General features: G+C 48.7%; 18 protein-coding genes and 1 pseudogene. 7 read left to right on the top strand and 12 right to left on the bottom strand.

Going from position 1 to position 16,415, the window contains the following annotated elements; all coding sequences use genetic code 11:
* The first annotated feature begins 169 nt into the window (after positions 1-169).
* Positions 170-1,501, top strand: coding sequence for an amino acid permease (locus tag A7098_RS11640; protein WP_000401617.1), 1,332 nt, complete (start codon positions 170-172; stop codon positions 1,499-1,501).
* Between the two features lie 27 nt (positions 1,502-1,528).
* Positions 1,529-2,839, top strand: coding sequence for a cysteine desulfidase (cyuA, locus tag A7098_RS11635; protein WP_000460496.1), 1,311 nt, complete (start codon positions 1,529-1,531; stop codon positions 2,837-2,839).
* Between the two features lie 140 nt (positions 2,840-2,979).
* Here the strand turns inward: cyuA and yhaL are convergent, their stop codons facing one another.
* Entirely contained in the window at positions 2,980-3,144 is a 165-nt protein-coding gene (yhaL, locus tag A7098_RS11630; protein WP_010346326.1) for a protein YhaL, read from the bottom strand.
* A 22-nt stretch (positions 3,145-3,166) separates the two neighbouring features.
* A complete protein-coding gene (locus tag A7098_RS11625; RefSeq protein ID WP_105280833.1) occupies positions 3,167-3,868 on the bottom strand; it encodes a pirin family protein in 702 nt (233 codons plus the stop codon).
* 104 nt (positions 3,869-3,972) lie between these two features.
* On the opposite strand from A7098_RS11625, the gene yhaJ reads away from it, so the two are divergent.
* Positions 3,973-4,869, top strand: a complete 897-nt coding sequence (gene yhaJ, locus A7098_RS11620; protein WP_001041002.1) for a DNA-binding transcriptional regulator YhaJ — start codon at positions 3,973-3,975, stop codon at positions 4,867-4,869.
* Positions 4,870-4,902: 33 nt separating this feature from the next.
* Here the strand turns inward: yhaJ and A7098_RS11615 are convergent, their stop codons facing one another.
* The 10 genes from A7098_RS11615 to exuR form a co-directional block, all read right to left on the bottom strand.
* Positions 4,903-5,271, bottom strand: coding sequence for a DUF805 domain-containing protein (locus A7098_RS11615; protein ID WP_000384146.1), 369 nt, complete (start codon positions 5,269-5,271; stop codon positions 4,903-4,905).
* 292 nt (positions 5,272-5,563) lie between these two features.
* Entirely contained in the window at positions 5,564-6,550 is a 987-nt protein-coding gene (gene yqjG, locus A7098_RS11610; protein WP_105280832.1) for a glutathionyl-hydroquinone reductase YqjG, read from the bottom strand.
* A 138-nt stretch (positions 6,551-6,688) separates the two neighbouring features.
* Positions 6,689-7,081: a DoxX family protein gene (locus A7098_RS11605; protein WP_000732221.1), complete on the bottom strand. Its 393-nt coding sequence runs from the start codon at positions 7,079-7,081 to the stop codon at positions 6,689-6,691.
* 185 nt (positions 7,082-7,266) lie between these two features.
* A complete protein-coding gene (locus tag A7098_RS11600) occupies positions 7,267-7,566 on the bottom strand; it encodes a YqjK-like family protein (protein ID WP_000015589.1) in 300 nt (99 codons plus the stop codon).
* Positions 7,556-7,960 carry a phage holin family protein gene (locus tag A7098_RS11595; protein ID WP_000785727.1) on the bottom strand — a complete coding sequence of 135 codons (405 nt, stop codon included), beginning with the start codon at positions 7,958-7,960 and terminating at the stop codon, positions 7,556-7,558. The genes A7098_RS11600 and A7098_RS11595 overlap by 11 nt, the downstream gene beginning before the upstream one ends.
* Before the next feature lie 2 nt (positions 7,961-7,962).
* Positions 7,963-8,268: a YqjD family protein gene (locus tag A7098_RS11590; protein WP_000031409.1), complete on the bottom strand. Its 306-nt coding sequence runs from the start codon at positions 8,266-8,268 to the stop codon at positions 7,963-7,965.
* A gap of 37 nt (positions 8,269-8,305) precedes the next feature.
* A complete protein-coding gene (gene yqjC, locus A7098_RS11585; RefSeq protein WP_010346332.1) occupies positions 8,306-8,674 on the bottom strand; it encodes a DUF1090 family protein YqjC in 369 nt (122 codons plus the stop codon).
* A gap of 146 nt (positions 8,675-8,820) precedes the next feature.
* The gene (gene mzrA / locus A7098_RS11580; RefSeq protein WP_001166774.1) at positions 8,821-9,204 is read right to left on the bottom strand and encodes an EnvZ/OmpR regulon moderator MzrA; all 384 of its coding nucleotides are present in this window, start codon (positions 9,202-9,204) and stop codon (positions 8,821-8,823) included.
* Between the two features lie 3 nt (positions 9,205-9,207).
* The gene (yqjA, locus tag A7098_RS11575; protein WP_000422149.1) at positions 9,208-9,870 is read right to left on the bottom strand and encodes a DedA family general envelope maintenance protein YqjA; all 663 of its coding nucleotides are present in this window, start codon (positions 9,868-9,870) and stop codon (positions 9,208-9,210) included.
* Positions 9,871-10,213: 343 nt separating this feature from the next.
* Positions 10,214-10,990 (bottom strand): transcriptional regulator ExuR, encoded by a 777-nt coding sequence (gene exuR / locus A7098_RS11570; RefSeq protein ID WP_000406033.1) that lies wholly within the window; start codon positions 10,988-10,990, stop codon positions 10,214-10,216.
* Positions 10,991-11,285: 295 nt separating this feature from the next.
* Between exuR and A7098_RS11565 the strand changes: the two genes are divergently transcribed.
* The 4 genes and pseudogenes from A7098_RS11565 (at position 11,286) to A7098_RS11550 (ending at position 16,381) form a co-directional block, all read left to right on the top strand.
* The gene (locus A7098_RS11565; protein WP_000225830.1) at positions 11,286-12,002 is read left to right on the top strand and encodes a fimbria/pilus periplasmic chaperone; all 717 of its coding nucleotides are present in this window, start codon (positions 11,286-11,288) and stop codon (positions 12,000-12,002) included.
* A 29-nt stretch (positions 12,003-12,031) separates the two neighbouring features.
* Entirely contained in the window at positions 12,032-12,532 is a 501-nt protein-coding gene (locus A7098_RS11560; protein WP_000708860.1) for a CS1 type fimbrial major subunit, read from the top strand.
* Between the two features lie 90 nt (positions 12,533-12,622).
* Positions 12,623-15,307 carry a TcfC E-set like domain-containing protein gene (locus A7098_RS11555; protein ID WP_105280830.1) on the top strand — a complete coding sequence of 895 codons (2,685 nt, stop codon included), beginning with the start codon at positions 12,623-12,625 and terminating at the stop codon, positions 15,305-15,307.
* A pseudogene (locus A7098_RS11550) lies at positions 15,304-16,381 on the top strand (CfaE/CblD family pilus tip adhesin). The gene A7098_RS11555 and the pseudogene A7098_RS11550 overlap by 4 nt, the downstream one beginning before the upstream one ends.
* Positions 16,382-16,415 lie beyond the last annotated feature (34 nt).

Genomic DNA, 16,415 nt, shown 5'->3' with positions numbered 1-16,415 from the left:
TATTATCCATAACTGCTATTTCAAAGTCTTGATTGTGAAGATTTTCTCTAACCTCACGCGTATCATTTCTTCATTCTAATAACTCGCCTGCAAAAAAACGTAGACCGCGTATCGCCTTGATGCGGCTCGAAAAAAATAAAAAGCCCTACAAAATATTGAGCGAGAAATTATGGAAATTGCAACGAATAAAGGCGTTATTGCAGACGCTTCGACCCCGGCGGGTCGTGCTGGAATGAGTGAAAGTGAATGGCGTGAAGCAATCAAATTTGACAGTACCGACACCGGCTGGGTGATTATGAGTATCGGGATGGCGATTGGCGCGGGGATTGTTTTTCTCCCGGTGCAGGTCGGATTGATGGGATTGTGGGTATTTTTGCTCTCATCAGTGATTGGTTACCCGGCAATGTATCTGTTTCAGCGGTTGTTTATTAATACGCTGGCAGAATCACCGGAGTGTAAAGATTACCCCAGCGTCATTAGCGGTTATTTAGGTAAAAACTGGGGCATCCTGTTAGGTGCACTCTATTTCGTGATGTTGGTGATCTGGATGTTCGTCTATTCCACCGCCATCACCAACGATAGCGCCTCCTATTTACATACTTTTGGCGTGACGGAAAGCGTGCTATCAGACAATCCGTTTTATGGGCTGGTACTGATTTGCATTTTGGTAGCCATCTCCTCACGCGGCGAGAAACTGTTATTCAAGATTTCGACTGGCATGGTTCTGACCAAGCTACTGGTGGTCGCGGCGCTGGGCGTGTCGATGGTGGGAATGTGGCATCTGTATAACGTGGGTTCGCTGCCGCCGCTGGGGCTACTGGTGAAAAACGCCATTATTACGCTGCCGTTTACCCTGACGTCGATTCTGTTTATCCAGACATTAAGCCCGATGGTGATTTCCTATCGCTCGCGGGAAAAATCGATTGAAGTAGCGCGGCATAAAGCGTTGCGGGCAATGAACATCGCGTTCGGCATTCTGTTTGTTACCGTCTTTTTCTACGCCGTGTCGTTCACGCTGGCGATGGGACATGACGAAGCGGTAAAAGCCTACGAGCAGAATATTTCCGCGCTGGCGATTGCCGCACAGTTTATTAGCGGTGACGGTGCAGCGTGGGTAAAAGTGGTTAGTGTCATTCTCAATATCTTTGCCGTAATGACCGCGTTTTTTGGCGTCTATTTAGGCTTCCGTGAAGCAACGCAAGGGATCGTAATGAACATCCTGCGCCGCAAAATACCTGCCGAGAAGATTAACGAAAATCTCGTCCAGCGCGGCATCATGATTTTCGCCATTTTACTGGCCTGGAGCGCCATCGTACTGAACGCGCCGGTGTTGAGCTTCACCTCTATCTGTAGCCCGATATTCGGCATGGTAGGGTGCCTGATCCCGGCGTGGCTGGTTTACAAAGTACCGGCATTGCACAAATACAAAGGGATGTCTCTGTACCTGATTATCGTCACCGGTTTGTTGCTTTGCGTTTCTCCGTTCCTGGCATTTTCTTGATTTACCTGAAATTTTAAGGTTTTTATTATGTTTGATTCGACTTTAAATCCGTTATGGCAGCGTTACATCCTCGCCGTTCAGGAGGAAGTAAAACCGGCGCTGGGATGTACTGAACCTATTTCACTGGCGCTGGCAGCGGCGGTTGCTGCGGCAGAACTGGAAGGTCCGGTTGAACGTGTAGAAGCCTGGGTTTCGCCAAATCTGATGAAGAACGGTCTGGGCGTTACTGTTCCCGGCACGGGAATGGTGGGACTGCCGATTGCGGCGGCGCTGGGAGCGTTAGGTGGAAATGCCAAAGCCGGGCTGGAAGTGCTGAAAGACGCAACTGCGCAGGCGATTGCTGATGCCAAAGCATTGCTGGCGGCGGGGAAAGTCTCGGTTAAGATCCAGGAACCTTGCGACGAGATCCTCTTCTCACGCGCCAAAGTCTGGAACGGCGAGAAGTGGGCGTGTGTCACCATCGTCGGTGGACATACCAACATTGTGCATATTGAGACGCACAATGGCGTGGTATTTGCCCAGCAGGCATGTGTGACAGAGGGGGAGCAAGAGTCGCCGCTGGCGGTGCTCTCCAGAACGACGCTCGCCGAGATCCTGAAGTTCGTCAATGAAGTCCCGTTTGAGGCGATCCGCTTTATTCTCGATTCTGCGAAGTTAAACTGTGCATTATCGCAGGAAGGTTTGAGTGGCAACTGGGGGCTGCATATTGGCGCAACGCTGGAAAAACAGTGTGCGCGCGGTTTGTTGGCGAAGGATCTTTCCTCGTCGATTGTGATTCGTACCAGCGCGGCATCTGATGCGCGTATGGGCGGCGCAACGCTTCCGGCGATGAGTAACTCCGGTTCTGGTAACCAGGGGATCACCGCGACAATGCCCGTAGTGGTGGTCGCGGAACACTTCGGGGTGGATGATGAACGGCTGGCACGCGCGCTGATGCTTTCGCATTTGAGCGCGATTTACATCCATAACCAGTTGCCGCGTTTATCCGCGCTGTGCGCGGCGACGACGGCAGCAATGGGGGCTGCCGCTGGGATGGCGTGGCTGGTGGATGGGCGTTATGAAACGATCTCTATGGCTATCAGCAGTATGATCGGCGATGTCAGCGGCATGATTTGCGATGGTGCGTCGAACAGTTGTGCGATGAAGGTTTCGACCAGTGCTTCGGCAGCGTGGAAAGCGGTGTTAATGGCGCTGGATGATACCGCCGTGACCGGCAATGAAGGGATTGTGGCGCATGATGTTGAGCAGTCGATTGCCAATCTGTGTGCGCTGGCAAGCCATTCGATGCAGCAAACAGATCGGCAGATTATCGAGATTATGGCGAGTAAGGCCAGATAAGCGGCTGGCCTTGGGTATCGTGCCTGAAGCCGGATGCGATGCTGGCGCATCTTATCCGGCCTACGGGATGCGCAATTTGTTGATGTTGTTGGGTTTTGTAGGCCGGATAAGGCGTTTACGCCGCATCCGGCAACCTGTCTTTATGCGGCGGCTTCATCCTCGGCTAACCGCGTTTCGGCGTCGGCTACTATCGCTTCCAGCTCGCTCAACATCTCTTCATAGCCAAAGTTTTTAGTTGCGCGAGTGGTTTCTTTCGCCACAACGGGCTTCACTGACTGGCGTTTCTTCGCCGATTTTTTACTCATCATCTTCTCCCTGTAAAAACAACTAGACAGGTAAATCTATCAGTAAAGCGCGCAGCGGGGAATCAGCAACCAGCGTAATGTTAGCCTCGTCACGAATAAATGCACCATCACCGCAGGTCAGTGCCGCTTTCTCTTCATGATGCGTAATTGCATGAAATTGGCCGTGAATCGATTGTAAATAGGCGCGCGGGCCGTGAAGTTGAAAGTTCGCACTTTCGCCCTTAGCGAGCACAATATGATGCAACCACACTTGCTGGCGCAGTTGCAGGCTACCCTCTGTGCCATCGGGCGAGGCGATTAATTGCTGCTTGCCCATATTAAGCGCCAGTTTTTGAATCAGCGGACTCTCTCGCTGCGGGCAGGCATCCAGCCAAAGCTGCATTCGCGTTAACGGTTTGTCTTTGCTAATGTTATGTTCGCTATAACTCACGCCCGGCTGAGTAGAAAGCAATAAGGCTTCACCGGCGCTGGCCTGAACATGATTGCCTTCACTGTCGCGGTATTCTGCTTCTCCATCCAGAATCACATTCAAAATATCGACTTTTGGATAGGTTCGTGGCTGAAAGGCGGCTCCTGGAGCCAGCACTTCCTGATTGAGCACGCGCAGGGAGGCGTAGCCTAACAATTTAGGGTCGAAGTAGTGTCCAAAGGAAAAAGTATACCGGGCCTGTAACCATCCGTAGTCTGCTTGTCCACACTGCCTGGCAGTTCGGGTAGTAATCATAATTATTGACCTCTCTTTACTTCCTTTTATGGTAAGGGGCTAGACGCTACATTGTTAGCCAGATATTCTGCCCGGTATGTTCAAATTTCCTGAATGAGAACGACATGGCCAAAGAAAGGGCATTAACGCTGGAAGCACTGCGTGTTATGGACGCGATCGATCGCCGTGGCAGTTTTGCGGCAGCAGCAGATGAGCTGGGACGCGTGCCTTCTGCGCTTAGCTACACCATGCAAAAACTGGAAGAAGAGCTGGATGTGGTACTGTTTGACCGCTCTGGCCATCGCACCAAATTCACCAATGTCGGGCGTATGTTGCTGGAGCGAGGACGCGTTCTGCTGGAAGCGGCAGATAAACTGACTACTGATGCGGAAGCCCTAGCGCGCGGTTGGGAAACGCATCTCACCATTGTGACCGAGGCGCTGGTGCCGACGGCTGCCTTTTTCCCTTTGATCGACAAACTGGCGGTGAAGGCCAATACCCAACTGGCAATTATCACCGAAGTGCTGGCGGGCGCGTGGGAGCGGCTGGAGCAGGGGCGAGCGGATATAGTTATCGCGCCGGATATGCATTTTCGTTCCTCGTCGGAGATCAACTCGCGCAAGCTCTATACCTTAATGAACGTCTACGTTGCCGCGCCGGATCACCCGATTCACCAGGAGCCGGAACCGCTTTCTGAGGTGACGCGCGTGAAATATCGCGGAATTGCGGTTGCGGATACCGCTCGTGAGCGTCCGGTATTGACGGTGCAGTTGCTGGACAAACAGCCGCGCTTAACGGTCAGCACCATTGAAGATAAACGCCAGGCGTTACTGGCGGGGCTGGGTGTCGCAACTATGCCGTATCCGATGGTGGAAAAAGATATTGCTGAAGGACGGCTACGTGTCGTTAGCCCGGAATCGACCAGCGAGATCGATATCATTATGGCCTGGCGTCGTGACAGTATGGGGGAAGCGAAATCCTGGTGTTTGCGGGAAATTCCAAAGTTGTTCGCCGGAAAATAAACGATTAAGCACCTTTCACAAGGTGCTTAATTATTATTCCTGTTCCAGTTTCGGGTCTGGCCCAAAGCGGTTTTCACCCGGTGTACCCGCCTGGCAGTTAAAGACGATGATAATCAGCCAGCCGATAAACGGGATTAAGAACAGCAGTACCCACCACGCCGAGCGGTCGGTGTCGTGCAGGCGGCGGAACTGAACTGCCCACCACGGTAAAAACACCAGAATGCCATAGATTGTCGTCAGGATGCCTTCGCCACCGGCGCGTTGCCAGCCTAACATTTTATCCAGTAGTCCCAGCACGAACGTAAAGATGATGTTGACCAGAATAAACATCCAGTACTCTTTGCGCCGCGCACGACCCCGAAATCCGACATAATTTTTTAGTACTTTCAGATACCAGTCCATTTTTGCCTCAATTTTGCTCAATCACTTGTTTTTAAAGCAGCAAATTAAGAATAGACATGAATGAAATGGCAGTAAATATCACCACGGTGAATTAATGAGGTGCAATGAACGGAACTTCAGACTGATGGCAAGCGCAAAATCGCCAGATGCGCTACGCTTATCTGGCCTGTGAGTTCTCTGCAATATATTGAATGTACAATATTTTTAGGTCAAATAAGCCGTTCAAGCCGCATCCGACATGAACAACACGCACTTAGCCAACAATCAGAGGCACCACGAAGGGTGCCTTTGTCTAGCCGAAGCGAACATCTCGTCCATGCGGTTCATCGAGATCCTGCCACGGACCAATTGAAATAATTCCCGTAGGGTTGATGGTCTTATGGCTGCGGAAGTAATGATTACGGATATGATCGAAATTGACTGTTTCGGCAATCCCCGGCATCTGGTAGATATCGCGCAGGAAGCCGTACAGATTCAGGTAATCGCTGATGCGGTGCTTATCACATTTGAAGTGGGTGACATACACCGGATCAAAACGCACCAGCGTGGTCCACAGGCGAATATCGGCTTCGGTTAACTGGTTACCGGTCAGATAGCGATGCTGACCTAAGATCTGCTCCAGTCGCGCCAGCGATTCAAACACTTTCACCACCGCCTCGTCGTAGGCTTCCTGGCTGGTAGCAAAACCGGCTTTATACACGCCATTGTTGACGGTGTCGTAAATCCAGCCGTTAAGTTCGTCAATTTTAGTTTGCAGCGCAGGAGGATAATAATCTCCCGCTTTCGCGCCGAGTGCATCAAACGCGGTATTGAACATGCGGATGATTTCCGCCGATTCGTTGCTGACAATGGTGTGGTTCTTTTTGTCCCATAGCACGGGAACAGTGACACGTCCGCTATAGTGTGGATCGGCGTGGAGATAAAGCTGATACAGAAACTCATGTTGATAGAGCGTATCACCGGTTGCTCCCGGAAAACTGTCATCAAAGGTCCAGCCATTTTCCAGCATCAGCGGATTCACCACGGAAACGGAGATAAACGGTTCCAGACCTTTGAGTTTACGCATAATCAGCGTGCGGTGCGCCCACGGGCAGGCGAGTGAAACATAGAGATGGTAGCGATCTTTTTCTGCGGTAAAACCGCCTTTGCCGGTAGGTCCTGGTGCGCCGTCAGCGGTGAGCCAGTTACGAAATGCGGAAGCTGAACGTTGAAATTTACCGCCGGTGGATTTGGTGTCGTACCAGGTGTCATGCCAGACGCCGTCAATCAGTTGACCCATTTTTCTCTCCTCCAATAGCAAAAACGAGGAGTGTTTCTCCTCGTTTCAGATTGCTGGCAAAGTGCACATTTTTGATTGTCGGATGCGATGCTTACGCATCTTATCCGACCAACAAATATCGTTAAGTATAGTCTCTGCTTACCACTTTTTATTCAGCAGGCGGTCGATGCTGAATGCGCCCGGCCCCGTAATTGCCAGCAGCAGGAATCCGCCAGAAATGGTCAGGTTTTTCATAAACATCAGCGAGTTCATGCCCTCTGCAAAATTGCTGTGAAATAAAAACGCAGTCAGCAGTGTAAAGCCAGCGGTAAACAGCGCCGTGGTGCGAGTCAGGAAACCAAACAGAATTGCCAGACCACCGCCAAACTCAAGCAAAATCACCAGCGGCAGCATAAAGCCGGGGACGCCCATTGCTTCCATATATTGTTGCGTACCCGCGTAGCCTGTAATTTTTCCCCAGCCTGCCGTAATAAACAGAATCGGCATTAAAATACGCGCTACCAGTACACCAATATCTTCTAATTTTTTCATCTTATTCTCCACTGCGCCGCTCAGGCTGCTGATTGTTTTTTTGTGCATTGACGCGGTATTAGCGTCGTTGCTGTCGATGGAGAGAAGCATAAACGTAGTGAATGGTGATTGTTAGCAAGGAAAACTGTCAAATTTTTTCAAAAATTTTGAGGGATAAGGCCGGAATGGCTCCGGCCAGAAAGACGTTAACCGCGCAGCTGTTGCTGTTTGAGGGTGGTTTTAACCAGACGCCAGGCACTCCATACGCCAAAACCGCGCCTGGCCCAGCGAACCAGCATATTCGGATGGCGAATTGTCCAGATAGCCATCACGCTACTGCCAACCAGCGCCCAGGAGCGCAGACTCAACAGTATATTCCAGCGACGATCGTAAGCGCCTGTTGCTTCCAGCCAGTCTCGACGACTGGCGGAAAGATCCAGCCGTTGTTGCTGGATCTGGCTAAGTAGTTGTGCCTTGCGGCGTTCACGTTCGACTTTACCGCTCACGGGACTCCTCCTCGAGCAGTTGCCGATCGTTCGCCAGTTCATGGCGCGTGTGGCGCAACAGTGTCGATTTCCGTGACTTGCGTAACGTCCAGATACCGCCAATCAGTGCCAGTAGCAGCAACACCACGGTGGTGGCAATCATCGCATTCAGGCGATATTGCGGATCAACCGCCCAGATAATCAGCACCATCAGGCTCATAAGACCAAATGCAGCGAAAAGCATCGTCAGGCCCAGCATCAGTAACAGTTGAAAGAGATTGGCTTTTTCCTCTTCCAGCTCCACCACCGCCAGCCGCAGACGTGTCTCCACCATTTCGACCATGATGGTGACTATTCGCTGCCCGATGCCCAGAACGCTTTTACCGGGCCCTTGCGCGTGATGAGTGTCCGCCATAATTAACGACGCGACAGCAGAACGCCGAGCACTACACCGATTGCAGCGCCAATGCCCACCCCCGTCCACGGATTTTCACGCACGTACTCATCGGCACGCGCCGCCGCTTCACGAGTCTGTTTGGCAATTGCCTCGCCAGTTTCACCCAGGCGATAGCGGCTCTGTTTTAGCGCCTGCTCTGCTTTACTACGAATCTTACTCAACTCTTCTTTCGACTTATCTCCTGAGGCGCTTAGTACTTCTTCCAGCGTATCAGACAGGGATTTCAACTCTGCACGCAAATGTTCCGTAGTGTGTTCTTTCGACATAGTTTTCTCCAGGTGAGTAAGTAATGACTATTGTGAATTAGTAGTCGCGCGCTTCCAGCTTTTTCAGCTCTTCCTGCGCTTCTGCCAGTTTCCGTTCGCGTTTGGCAATCTTGTCCGCATCGCCTTTTTGCTTCGCCTCGGCTAAATCTTGCTTGCGTTCCGCCACCTCATCTTTCTGCTTAGCGATTTTTTTCTGATGATCGGCGCGAAGCTGGCTATCTGAACAGTTGGCCCGGACTTCACTCAGGGCTTTATTCAGACCGTCAATACGATTCTGGTTTTGGTGTTTTTCGGCATAGCTGATCTCCTTAAGGATATTTTGCTCCTTTTCCTGACACAGGGTAGTGGCATAACTACCGGCACTAAGAGCAAAAAGAGAAACAGCTAAAGCAATGCGGTATTTCATTCTTGAACCTTCCATTGTGACTCGAACCTATTACAAAGGAACGATTGTCCAGACAACGAAGCGGTAGTGTTAACCACCGCCTCATTAATCATAGACAGTAACGGTGAAATCACCAAAGTGAGTGATATGTTTCGGATAACAGGAAGTTATCCGAAGCGATGAGAATTATCCCGCAGCCGGGTCAGCCACTGCATGGCCTGACTGTTATCGTCCTGCTGCGCAATGATGTAGCCATGGGGCAATGTTCTGTCGAGGACTGCTTTTGCGGCGGCACTCTGGTCGCTGGAGTCAAACGTAATTAACAGAGTGTCGTTCTTGGGGGTAATGCTTTTGAAAGGAATGCCGTGAGCGTCAAGGTGATGCCAGATGGAAAAACCGTCTGGCATCGTCATGCCTTGATGAACGGCACGGATCGCCAGCGTTGAATCTTGCTGACGAACCGCAGACCAGGCCAGCAACAGCGTGCCGACCAGCAATAAAGCAGCGCCGAACCAGACTAGCTGGCGAAGCGACATGCGAGGTATTTGCATCCTTTACCCCCGATTTCCATATTTCTTTTTCCATAACACGACCAGAGAACCTGCCAGGCCAAATACCAGCAGTACCACCGGGAGCAGCATCAGGCATGACATTAGCTGATCCTCGTACTTCAAAAATACCGGCGTTTTGCCGAGCATGTAACCCAGGGTTGTCAGGATCAACACCCACAACAAACCGCTCATCCAGTTGAAGAACTGAAAGCGTGCGTTATTCAGCCCTGATAACCCGGCAATGGTCGGCAGCAGTGTTCTGACAAACGCAATAAAGCGACCAATTAATAGCGCCGATAAACCGTGTTTGTGAAAAAGATGGTGTGCGCGTTGGTGATAGTGCGCGGGTAAATGGGAAAGCCAGTTTTGTACAGTGCGGGTATTGCCCAGCCATCGCCCCTGTATGTAACTGACCCAGCAGCCAAGGCTGGCGGCTACGGTCAATAGCAAAATCGTTTGTGGATAACCCATCGCGCCTTTAGCAATCAATACGCCGACCAACACCAGTAAGCTGTCGCCCGGTAAAAAGGCTGCCGGAAGCAAGCCGTTTTCAAGGAACAAAATTACAAACAAGACAAAATACAACATGCCAATCATCGACGGATTGGCCAGCGTTTCAAAATCCTGCGCCCACAGGGCCTGCAGTAATTGGGTCAAAAGTTCCATTCATTATTCCTGGTGAATCGGTTAACGCCACGCCGGTTTTAAATGATGCACTCCCGCCAGATTATTGCTGTTTTTGTATGGATTGCGGGTCGGAGCACCAACACGGCCTGAACTATTCCCTGTTAAAACGTGAGATAAGAAAACATTTAATAGCATAAATTCAAATTGAATCTAATTGTAACAAAGGTCAACGTTGTTCGTTATCAAAATTACATGTCCGTGGAGTCTGATTTTGCTGATTGCAGGGGAGGGTGGCGAGAGGATTTACACAGGCTGACACTTTATACTTTTTGCTTACTGACAAAGCGTACAGGCGCGTTGTAGCGCCTGCCCGATGGGAATTTCATTTGCTGCCGCTGGCGGCCGTATCCAGATGCACAACCGGGTTTTCTGCGAACAGGTAACGGTCGGCGTTGAACTCGAAATCGTCGCTGGTTTCGTTAAATAACATTATCTTGGTGTTTTCCAGATGCTGCCACATTGCCAGCTTAGCGGCATGGGGATCTTTGCGAATTAACGCCTTAAGGATCTGATCGTGGTCATCACACCAGTTATCGACGGTACGGGAATCAATGTGTTCGTGGAGTTTTTTCCAGTATGGGTTATGGCTACGCTGGGTCCACATCTTCTCAACGATGGCTGCCAGGGCTGAGTTCTGCGTCGCCAGGGCAACCTGAATATGGAACTGCAAATCCCACTCGGAATCGCGGAAGCATTGTTCGCCGCGAGCCTGCTCCTGGATGGCCATCAATTTCATGATGTCCTGTTTGGTCACCTGGGTTGCGGCAAACTCGGCAATATTGCTCTCGATAAGCTGGCGAGCCTGTAGCAGTTCAAACGGGCCGTAATTGGCAAATTCCATATTATCGTCAGCCGCCTGCTGATGGCGCGGCTGGTTGGAAACCACGTGAATACCTGAACCTTTACGCACCTCCACATAGCCTTCAACTTCCAGCATGATGATGGCTTCACGAACTACCGTTCGGCTGACGTTTTTTTCATCGGCAATAAAACGTTCGGCGGGCAGTTTATCACCCACCAGATAGACGCCCTGCTCAATGCGCTCTTTCAGGTCAGCAGCAAGTTGTTGGTACAAACGGCGTGGTTCAGAGATTTCCATATGCGTCTCCCGGAATGGAATGCGGACAAAGTTATCATACCACTTTATTTATGGGTATGCCATTGTTCATATATAAATATGGTGATTGAAATAATGTATTTAATTAACATTGTGAATATTTATAAATTCCTAAAAATTAAGCGTCGATATTGTGAAAATTACTATGTTTCAGTAACTTAATTTTTCGCTTTTTAAATTAATATTAACTAAAAATGCTTTTTTATATTGACTTACAATAAATCTACATTTCTAATGCACTAACTTTTTTGAAACAATTTTATAAGATTAATTCTATATGGTGGCGAAAATTAAACTCTTATCACGGCTTACGCCGCTTTTATTCGTGTTCGCTCCTTTTTTTGCACAGTCAAATATGACTGTTTATCCTATGGCTGTTTCTATTAATAGTCAGGGTGAAGGCAACGTTCGTGTAATATCTAAAAGTAATGAAGTTCAGTATATCAAGGCGACAGTATTCCGTATCGATAATCCATCGACGCCTCAGGAAAATGAAGTTGAGATTAAATCCGGTGATGCAAATCATCTGGTCGTTATGCCACCCAAATTCGCCTTACCAGCCGGTAGCAGCAAAACCGTGCGCTTTGTCGCAATGGAACCAGAGCAAAAAGAGAAAAATTACCGCGTTAAATTTGAAGCAGTTCCCAGTATTGATGACGTTGCCACAGATAAAAAAGATCTCTCTATGCAGTTAACCGTTAACTTGATTTGGGGGATTGTTGTTAGTGTTCCACCCCAACAACCTATTGCTAAGTTAGAAGTAAATCCTGCCAAAAAATTATTTAATGCAGGGAATCAACGTTTAAAACTTTTAACGATCGCTTATTGCAAAAATAATAGCAAAGATAATTGTAAGATGCAGACCGTAAATAAAAATATCTTCCCTGGTCAGGAAATAAATCTTGAAAGCATATCTGGCTACGACAAGATCGTTGTCAAATATAATAACTGGATCACTAAGGATAATGGCGAGTTTGAGCTGGCGATCCATTAATTATCATTGTCATAAACGAAGGAATAGTAATGAAAAAGGCATTTGCAAAATCTCTTCTGGTAGCAGCGTTATTCTCTGTAGCAGGCTCCGCGTTAGCAGTACAAAAAGATATTACTGTAACAGCTAACGTTGATGCCGCTCTGGATATGACGCAAACCGATAACAGCGCACTGCCGAAAGCAGTTGAAATGCAATATCTGCCGGGTCAGGGTCTGCAATCTTATCAGTTGATGACTAAAATTTGGTCTAACGATGTTACTAAAGACATTAAAATGCAGTTGGTTTCCCCTGCGCAACTGGTTCATAACCTGGACGGCAGCAAAACTGTTCCGCTGACTGTGACCTGGGGTGGTACTGAAATCAAGTCCGATGCCGCTACCACTTTTGAAGCAACCAAAATTTTTGCTTCCGATGCTTTAACCAACGGTTCTTTGGCTAAAAACCTGATGTTTGCTCAGACCACCAAAGGTGTACTGGAAACCGGTATTTACCGTGGTGTGGTAAGCATCTATCTGTCCCAGGATATCTAATCCGGATAACAGAATTAATACGTAATAAAGGGGGGCTTGTCCTCCCTTATTTTAACTATTTTAGTCGTTGTTATGGATTACAGGGTTGCCATGGATAAAAAATTACTGGCTCTTTTGATCCTGGCGAGTCTCAGCCCGGCAAAGGCAGCATTAACTAAAATTCCCGCTGGGTTTGAGGTTATTGCACAGGGACAGCAGGAGTATATTGAAGTCTATTATGCCGGGAAAAGTCTCGGTAAATATTATGCAATGGTTAATCTTGATGCCGTAACATTTCTGGATTCAGCAAGTTTATATAATAAGCTGGAGCTGGATACCAAAGACCAAAAAGTCACTCAAGCCGTAAAAGCGAGACTGGCACAACCACTGGCGCGTCATGGTGAACTGGCTTGTGGTTTTGCGCAGACCGATTCAGGATGTGGCTTTCTCAATACCGATTCTGTTGACATTATTTTTAATGATGAAGAGAGTTCCGCCACCCTCTTTCTGAATCCCCAATGGAGTTCTTCGTTAAATTCAAAATCGCTATATTTAAATCCAGACAGAAACGCGATTAATGCATTTATTCATCAGCAGGATATTAACGTGCTGGTGCAGGATGATTACCAATCGTTCTCCATTCAGGGCAATGGTGCGCTGGGTGTCACAGAGAATAGTTATATTGGCGGGCACTGGAATTTCAATGGCTATGAGGCAGAAGATGTCAGCGATAATAATGCTGATGTCAGCGATCTCTATTATCGTTATGATTTTTTACGTCGTTATTATGTGCAGGCGGGGCGAATGGACAACCGCACGCTATTTAATGCACAAGGCGGGAATTTTACTTTTAACTTTCTGCCACTCGGTGCAATCGATGGAATGCGTATCGGGTCAACACTCAGTTATTTAAACCAGGCGCAGAGTCAGCAAGGAACGCCAGTAATGGTCCTGCTTTCGCGCAATTCTCGTGTTGACGCTTATCGTAATGAACAACTTCTGGGATCGTTTTATCTCAATAGTGGTTCGCAATTTATTGATACTGGTTCCTTTCCGCCAGGCAGCTACAGCGTGGCGTTAAAAGTTTATGAGAACAACCAACTCACCCGCACTGAACTTGTCCCTTTTACCAAAACAGGGGGGTTGACGGACGGAAATGCGCAGTGGTTCTTACAGGCCGGTAAAACCACCTCCCAGGCTGCCGATGACGAAAGTTCAGCTTATCAACTGGGTTTTCGCCTGCCGTTACATCCACAATATGAGCTCTACGCAGGGCTGGCGAATACCGATGATGTGAATGCTTTCGAGTTAGGTAATAACTGGACGGCGGATTTAGGCGGGGTGGGGAATCTTGCCATAGGTGCCAGTCTGTTCCGCAATGACGATGACGGCAAAGGTGATATGCAGCAGGTTAACTGGAGTAATTCGGGATGGCCGACGCTGGGCTTTTATCGTACCAACTCCGACGGAGATGCTTGTACAACCGACAGCAGAGATAGCTACAACGCCTTAAGCTGTTATGAAAGCATATCCGCTACGATTTCACAGAATCTTATCGGCTGGAACATGATGCTGGGTTATACCCGCACGCAAAATAACACCGACGACAGCTTACGCTGGGACAAACAGCAGAGTTTTGAAAATAACTATCTTCGCCAGACTTCTGCGCAAAGTATTTCTGAAACCGTACAGCTTAGCGCGTCTCGCGCTTTTGTAATGCGTGACTGGATTTTGAGCACTTCTGTCGGGGTTTTCCATCGTAACGACAACGGCGGAGATAACGACGACAACGGATTGTACTTATCGTTTTCGTTATCTGATACACCAACGATGGACAGCAATAATAACAGTCACTCAACCAATGTTTCGACTGACTATCGCTATAGCGATCAGGATGGCGACCAAACTTCATGGCAGTTATCGCATACCTTTTATAACGATTCATTCAGCCATAAAGAACTTGGCGTAACCGTCGGTGGCCTGAACACCGATACCATAAACAGTGCGGTTAATGGTCGTTGGGAAGGGCAGTACGGTAATCTCAACGGCACCGTATCAGACAGTTACGATCGCAAGAACCATGATCATCTCTCTGCCTTTACGGGGTCATACAGTTCCACACTGGCGGTGAGTCGTTACGGAATTAATCTGGGAGCCAGTGGTACAGATGATCTGCTCGGCGCTGTATTAGTGGATGTAAAAGGATTTACTGAACAGGATGAAGAGAGTCAGGATCTGCAACTTGAAGCACGGGTAGCGGGCAGCAGAACTCTGCAACTTGGTCAAAGTGACAGCGTGTTATTCCCCTATACCGGATTCCAGCCGGGCTTTGTTGAAGTCAGAGACAGCAACCAGGGCAACCAGCAGGGAACAACCAATATTATCAATGGCGCGGGAAACCGGGAATTAATGTTGCTGCCCGGTAAGTTACGTTATCGCGAAGTCACTGCCAGCTTTAACTACAACTATATTGGTCGCTTGTTATTACCAGCATCAGTAGAGAAATTCCCGCTGATTGGTCTGAACAGCACCATGTTATTGGTGGCTGAAGATGGCGGATTTACGCTGGAAATTAGCGGCAATGATAAAGAACTGTATCTGCTTTCCGGACACGAATTCCTTAAATGTCCGCTGACTGTTGTGAAGAAACGCGCCAGCATTCGTTACAGCGGCGATGTGACTTGTAGCATCGTGAGTTATTCGCAATTGCCAGAGTCGATTCAGGTTCAGGCGCAGTTAAAACAGCCTAAATTACGCGAAAGTGTGCAAACGGCGCAAAGGGAGGTTGCACCATGAGAAAGCGATTGATTGCCATACTATTTTGCTTTTTGGGCTCGGTTGCGGGTGTTCAGGCGTCACCCAACGTGACCAGTGAAGTTACGTACGATTTGGTTTCTGGCAGAGCGGATTATTATTTATGGGATAAAGAAGAACCGCCGGGGAAAAACGCTTACATGTGGTACAAATGCGATTATGCCGATGCTCAACAGACTTGTACAACTTCAGGCACAACGTCAATTGTACAAATTTATCTAACTGAGCAGCGTAGCGGTATGCGCTGGCCGGTCAAGTTTAAAGGATATCAAACCATTTTAACATCTGTTGACTCAGGACCATGTGGCCCGGGGGGATATAGCAGACAACGACCTTTAAATGAGAGCGTTGGACGTTCCTGTTCAGATGGTAATGGGTGGTATAATGCGGACAGAAAGCAACTAACACTCTACCTTGAACAATCGGAAATGAAGAAGTTGCCTATAGGTGGTGTGTGGAAAGGGCAAGTAAAACTGCATTTAAATAGCCCTTCACAAGACTATTTCGCAAATATCACACTGAATACGCTCGATCCCAACCATATCGATATCTTCTTTCCGGAGTTTGCCCACGCCACGGGTACAGTTGGATCTACACCCGACGGGGAGCGTCAATGGCAGTAACTATGCTCAGGATCTGACCACGCTGGATATGTGCCTGTACGATGGTTTTAACGGCAACGCCATCAGTTATGAAATCCAGCTTAAAGATGAAGGTCGCCCGGCTGCCGGGCGAAGAGATGGCGACTTCTCGATTTATCGTCAGGGAGGAACATCGACAGATGCCTCAGAACGCATTGATTACCGGGTAAAAATGTATAACCCGGAAACGGGCGGGCAAATTGATGTTCGCAACAATGAAAATATGGTCTGGAACAGCATCAACCTGAAGCGCGTTCGTCCGGTTGTGCTGCCAGGAATTCGTTACGCTGTCATGTGTGTGCCGACGCCATTAACCCTGGCGGTAGAGAAGTTCAGCGTGATGGATAAGCAGGCCGGGTACTACATGGGTAAACTGTCGGTGGTCTTTACTCCGTCCTTGCCAACTATCAATTAACCCTCCAGGCCGGACAAACGTTCTATATAAACAA

Origin of the sequence: Escherichia sp. MOD1-EC7011, from assembly GCF_002965005.1 — a bacterium.
Classification (GTDB): domain Bacteria; phylum Pseudomonadota; class Gammaproteobacteria; order Enterobacterales; family Enterobacteriaceae; genus Escherichia; species Escherichia ruysiae.
The sequence above is the reverse complement of the archived record's forward strand: the minus strand, read 5'-3'. Positions and strand labels throughout refer to the sequence as shown.

Bases quoted from the DNA above. Each gene is read 5' to 3' on its own strand.
- A7098_RS11640 (WP_000401617.1), top strand. From the start codon at position 170: ATGGAAATTGCAACGAATAAAGGCGTTATTGCAGACGCTTCGACCCCG.
- cyuA (WP_000460496.1), top strand. From the start codon at position 1,529: ATGTTTGATTCGACTTTAAATCCGTTATGGCAGCGTTACATCCTCGCC.
- yhaL (WP_010346326.1), bottom strand. From the start codon at position 3,144: ATGAGTAAAAAATCGGCGAAGAAACGCCAGTCAGTGAAGCCCGTTGTG.
- A7098_RS11625 (WP_105280833.1), bottom strand. From the start codon at position 3,868: ATGATTACTACCCGAACTGCCAGGCAGTGTGGACAAGCAGACTACGGA.
- yhaJ (WP_001041002.1), top strand. From the start codon at position 3,973: ATGGCCAAAGAAAGGGCATTAACGCTGGAAGCACTGCGTGTTATGGAC.
- A7098_RS11615 (WP_000384146.1), bottom strand. From the start codon at position 5,271: ATGGACTGGTATCTGAAAGTACTAAAAAATTATGTCGGATTTCGGGGT.
- yqjG (WP_105280832.1), bottom strand. From the start codon at position 6,550: ATGGGTCAACTGATTGACGGCGTCTGGCATGACACCTGGTACGACACC.
- A7098_RS11605 (WP_000732221.1), bottom strand. From the start codon at position 7,081: ATGAAAAAATTAGAAGATATTGGTGTACTGGTAGCGCGTATTTTAATG.
- A7098_RS11595 (WP_000785727.1), bottom strand. From the start codon at position 7,960: ATGGCGGACACTCATCACGCGCAAGGGCCCGGTAAAAGCGTTCTGGGC.
- A7098_RS11590 (WP_000031409.1), bottom strand. From the start codon at position 8,268: ATGTCGAAAGAACACACTACGGAACATTTGCGTGCAGAGTTGAAATCC.
- yqjC (WP_010346332.1), bottom strand. From the start codon at position 8,674: ATGAAATACCGCATTGCTTTAGCTGTTTCTCTTTTTGCTCTTAGTGCC.
- mzrA (WP_001166774.1), bottom strand. From the start codon at position 9,204: ATGCAAATACCTCGCATGTCGCTTCGCCAGCTAGTCTGGTTCGGCGCT.
- yqjA (WP_000422149.1), bottom strand. From the start codon at position 9,870: ATGGAACTTTTGACCCAATTACTGCAGGCCCTGTGGGCGCAGGATTTT.
- exuR (WP_000406033.1), bottom strand. From the start codon at position 10,990: ATGGAAATCTCTGAACCACGCCGTTTGTACCAACAACTTGCTGCTGAC.
- A7098_RS11565 (WP_000225830.1), top strand. From the start codon at position 11,286: ATGGTGGCGAAAATTAAACTCTTATCACGGCTTACGCCGCTTTTATTC.
- A7098_RS11560 (WP_000708860.1), top strand. From the start codon at position 12,032: ATGAAAAAGGCATTTGCAAAATCTCTTCTGGTAGCAGCGTTATTCTCT.
- A7098_RS11555 (WP_105280830.1), top strand. From the start codon at position 12,623: ATGGATAAAAAATTACTGGCTCTTTTGATCCTGGCGAGTCTCAGCCCG.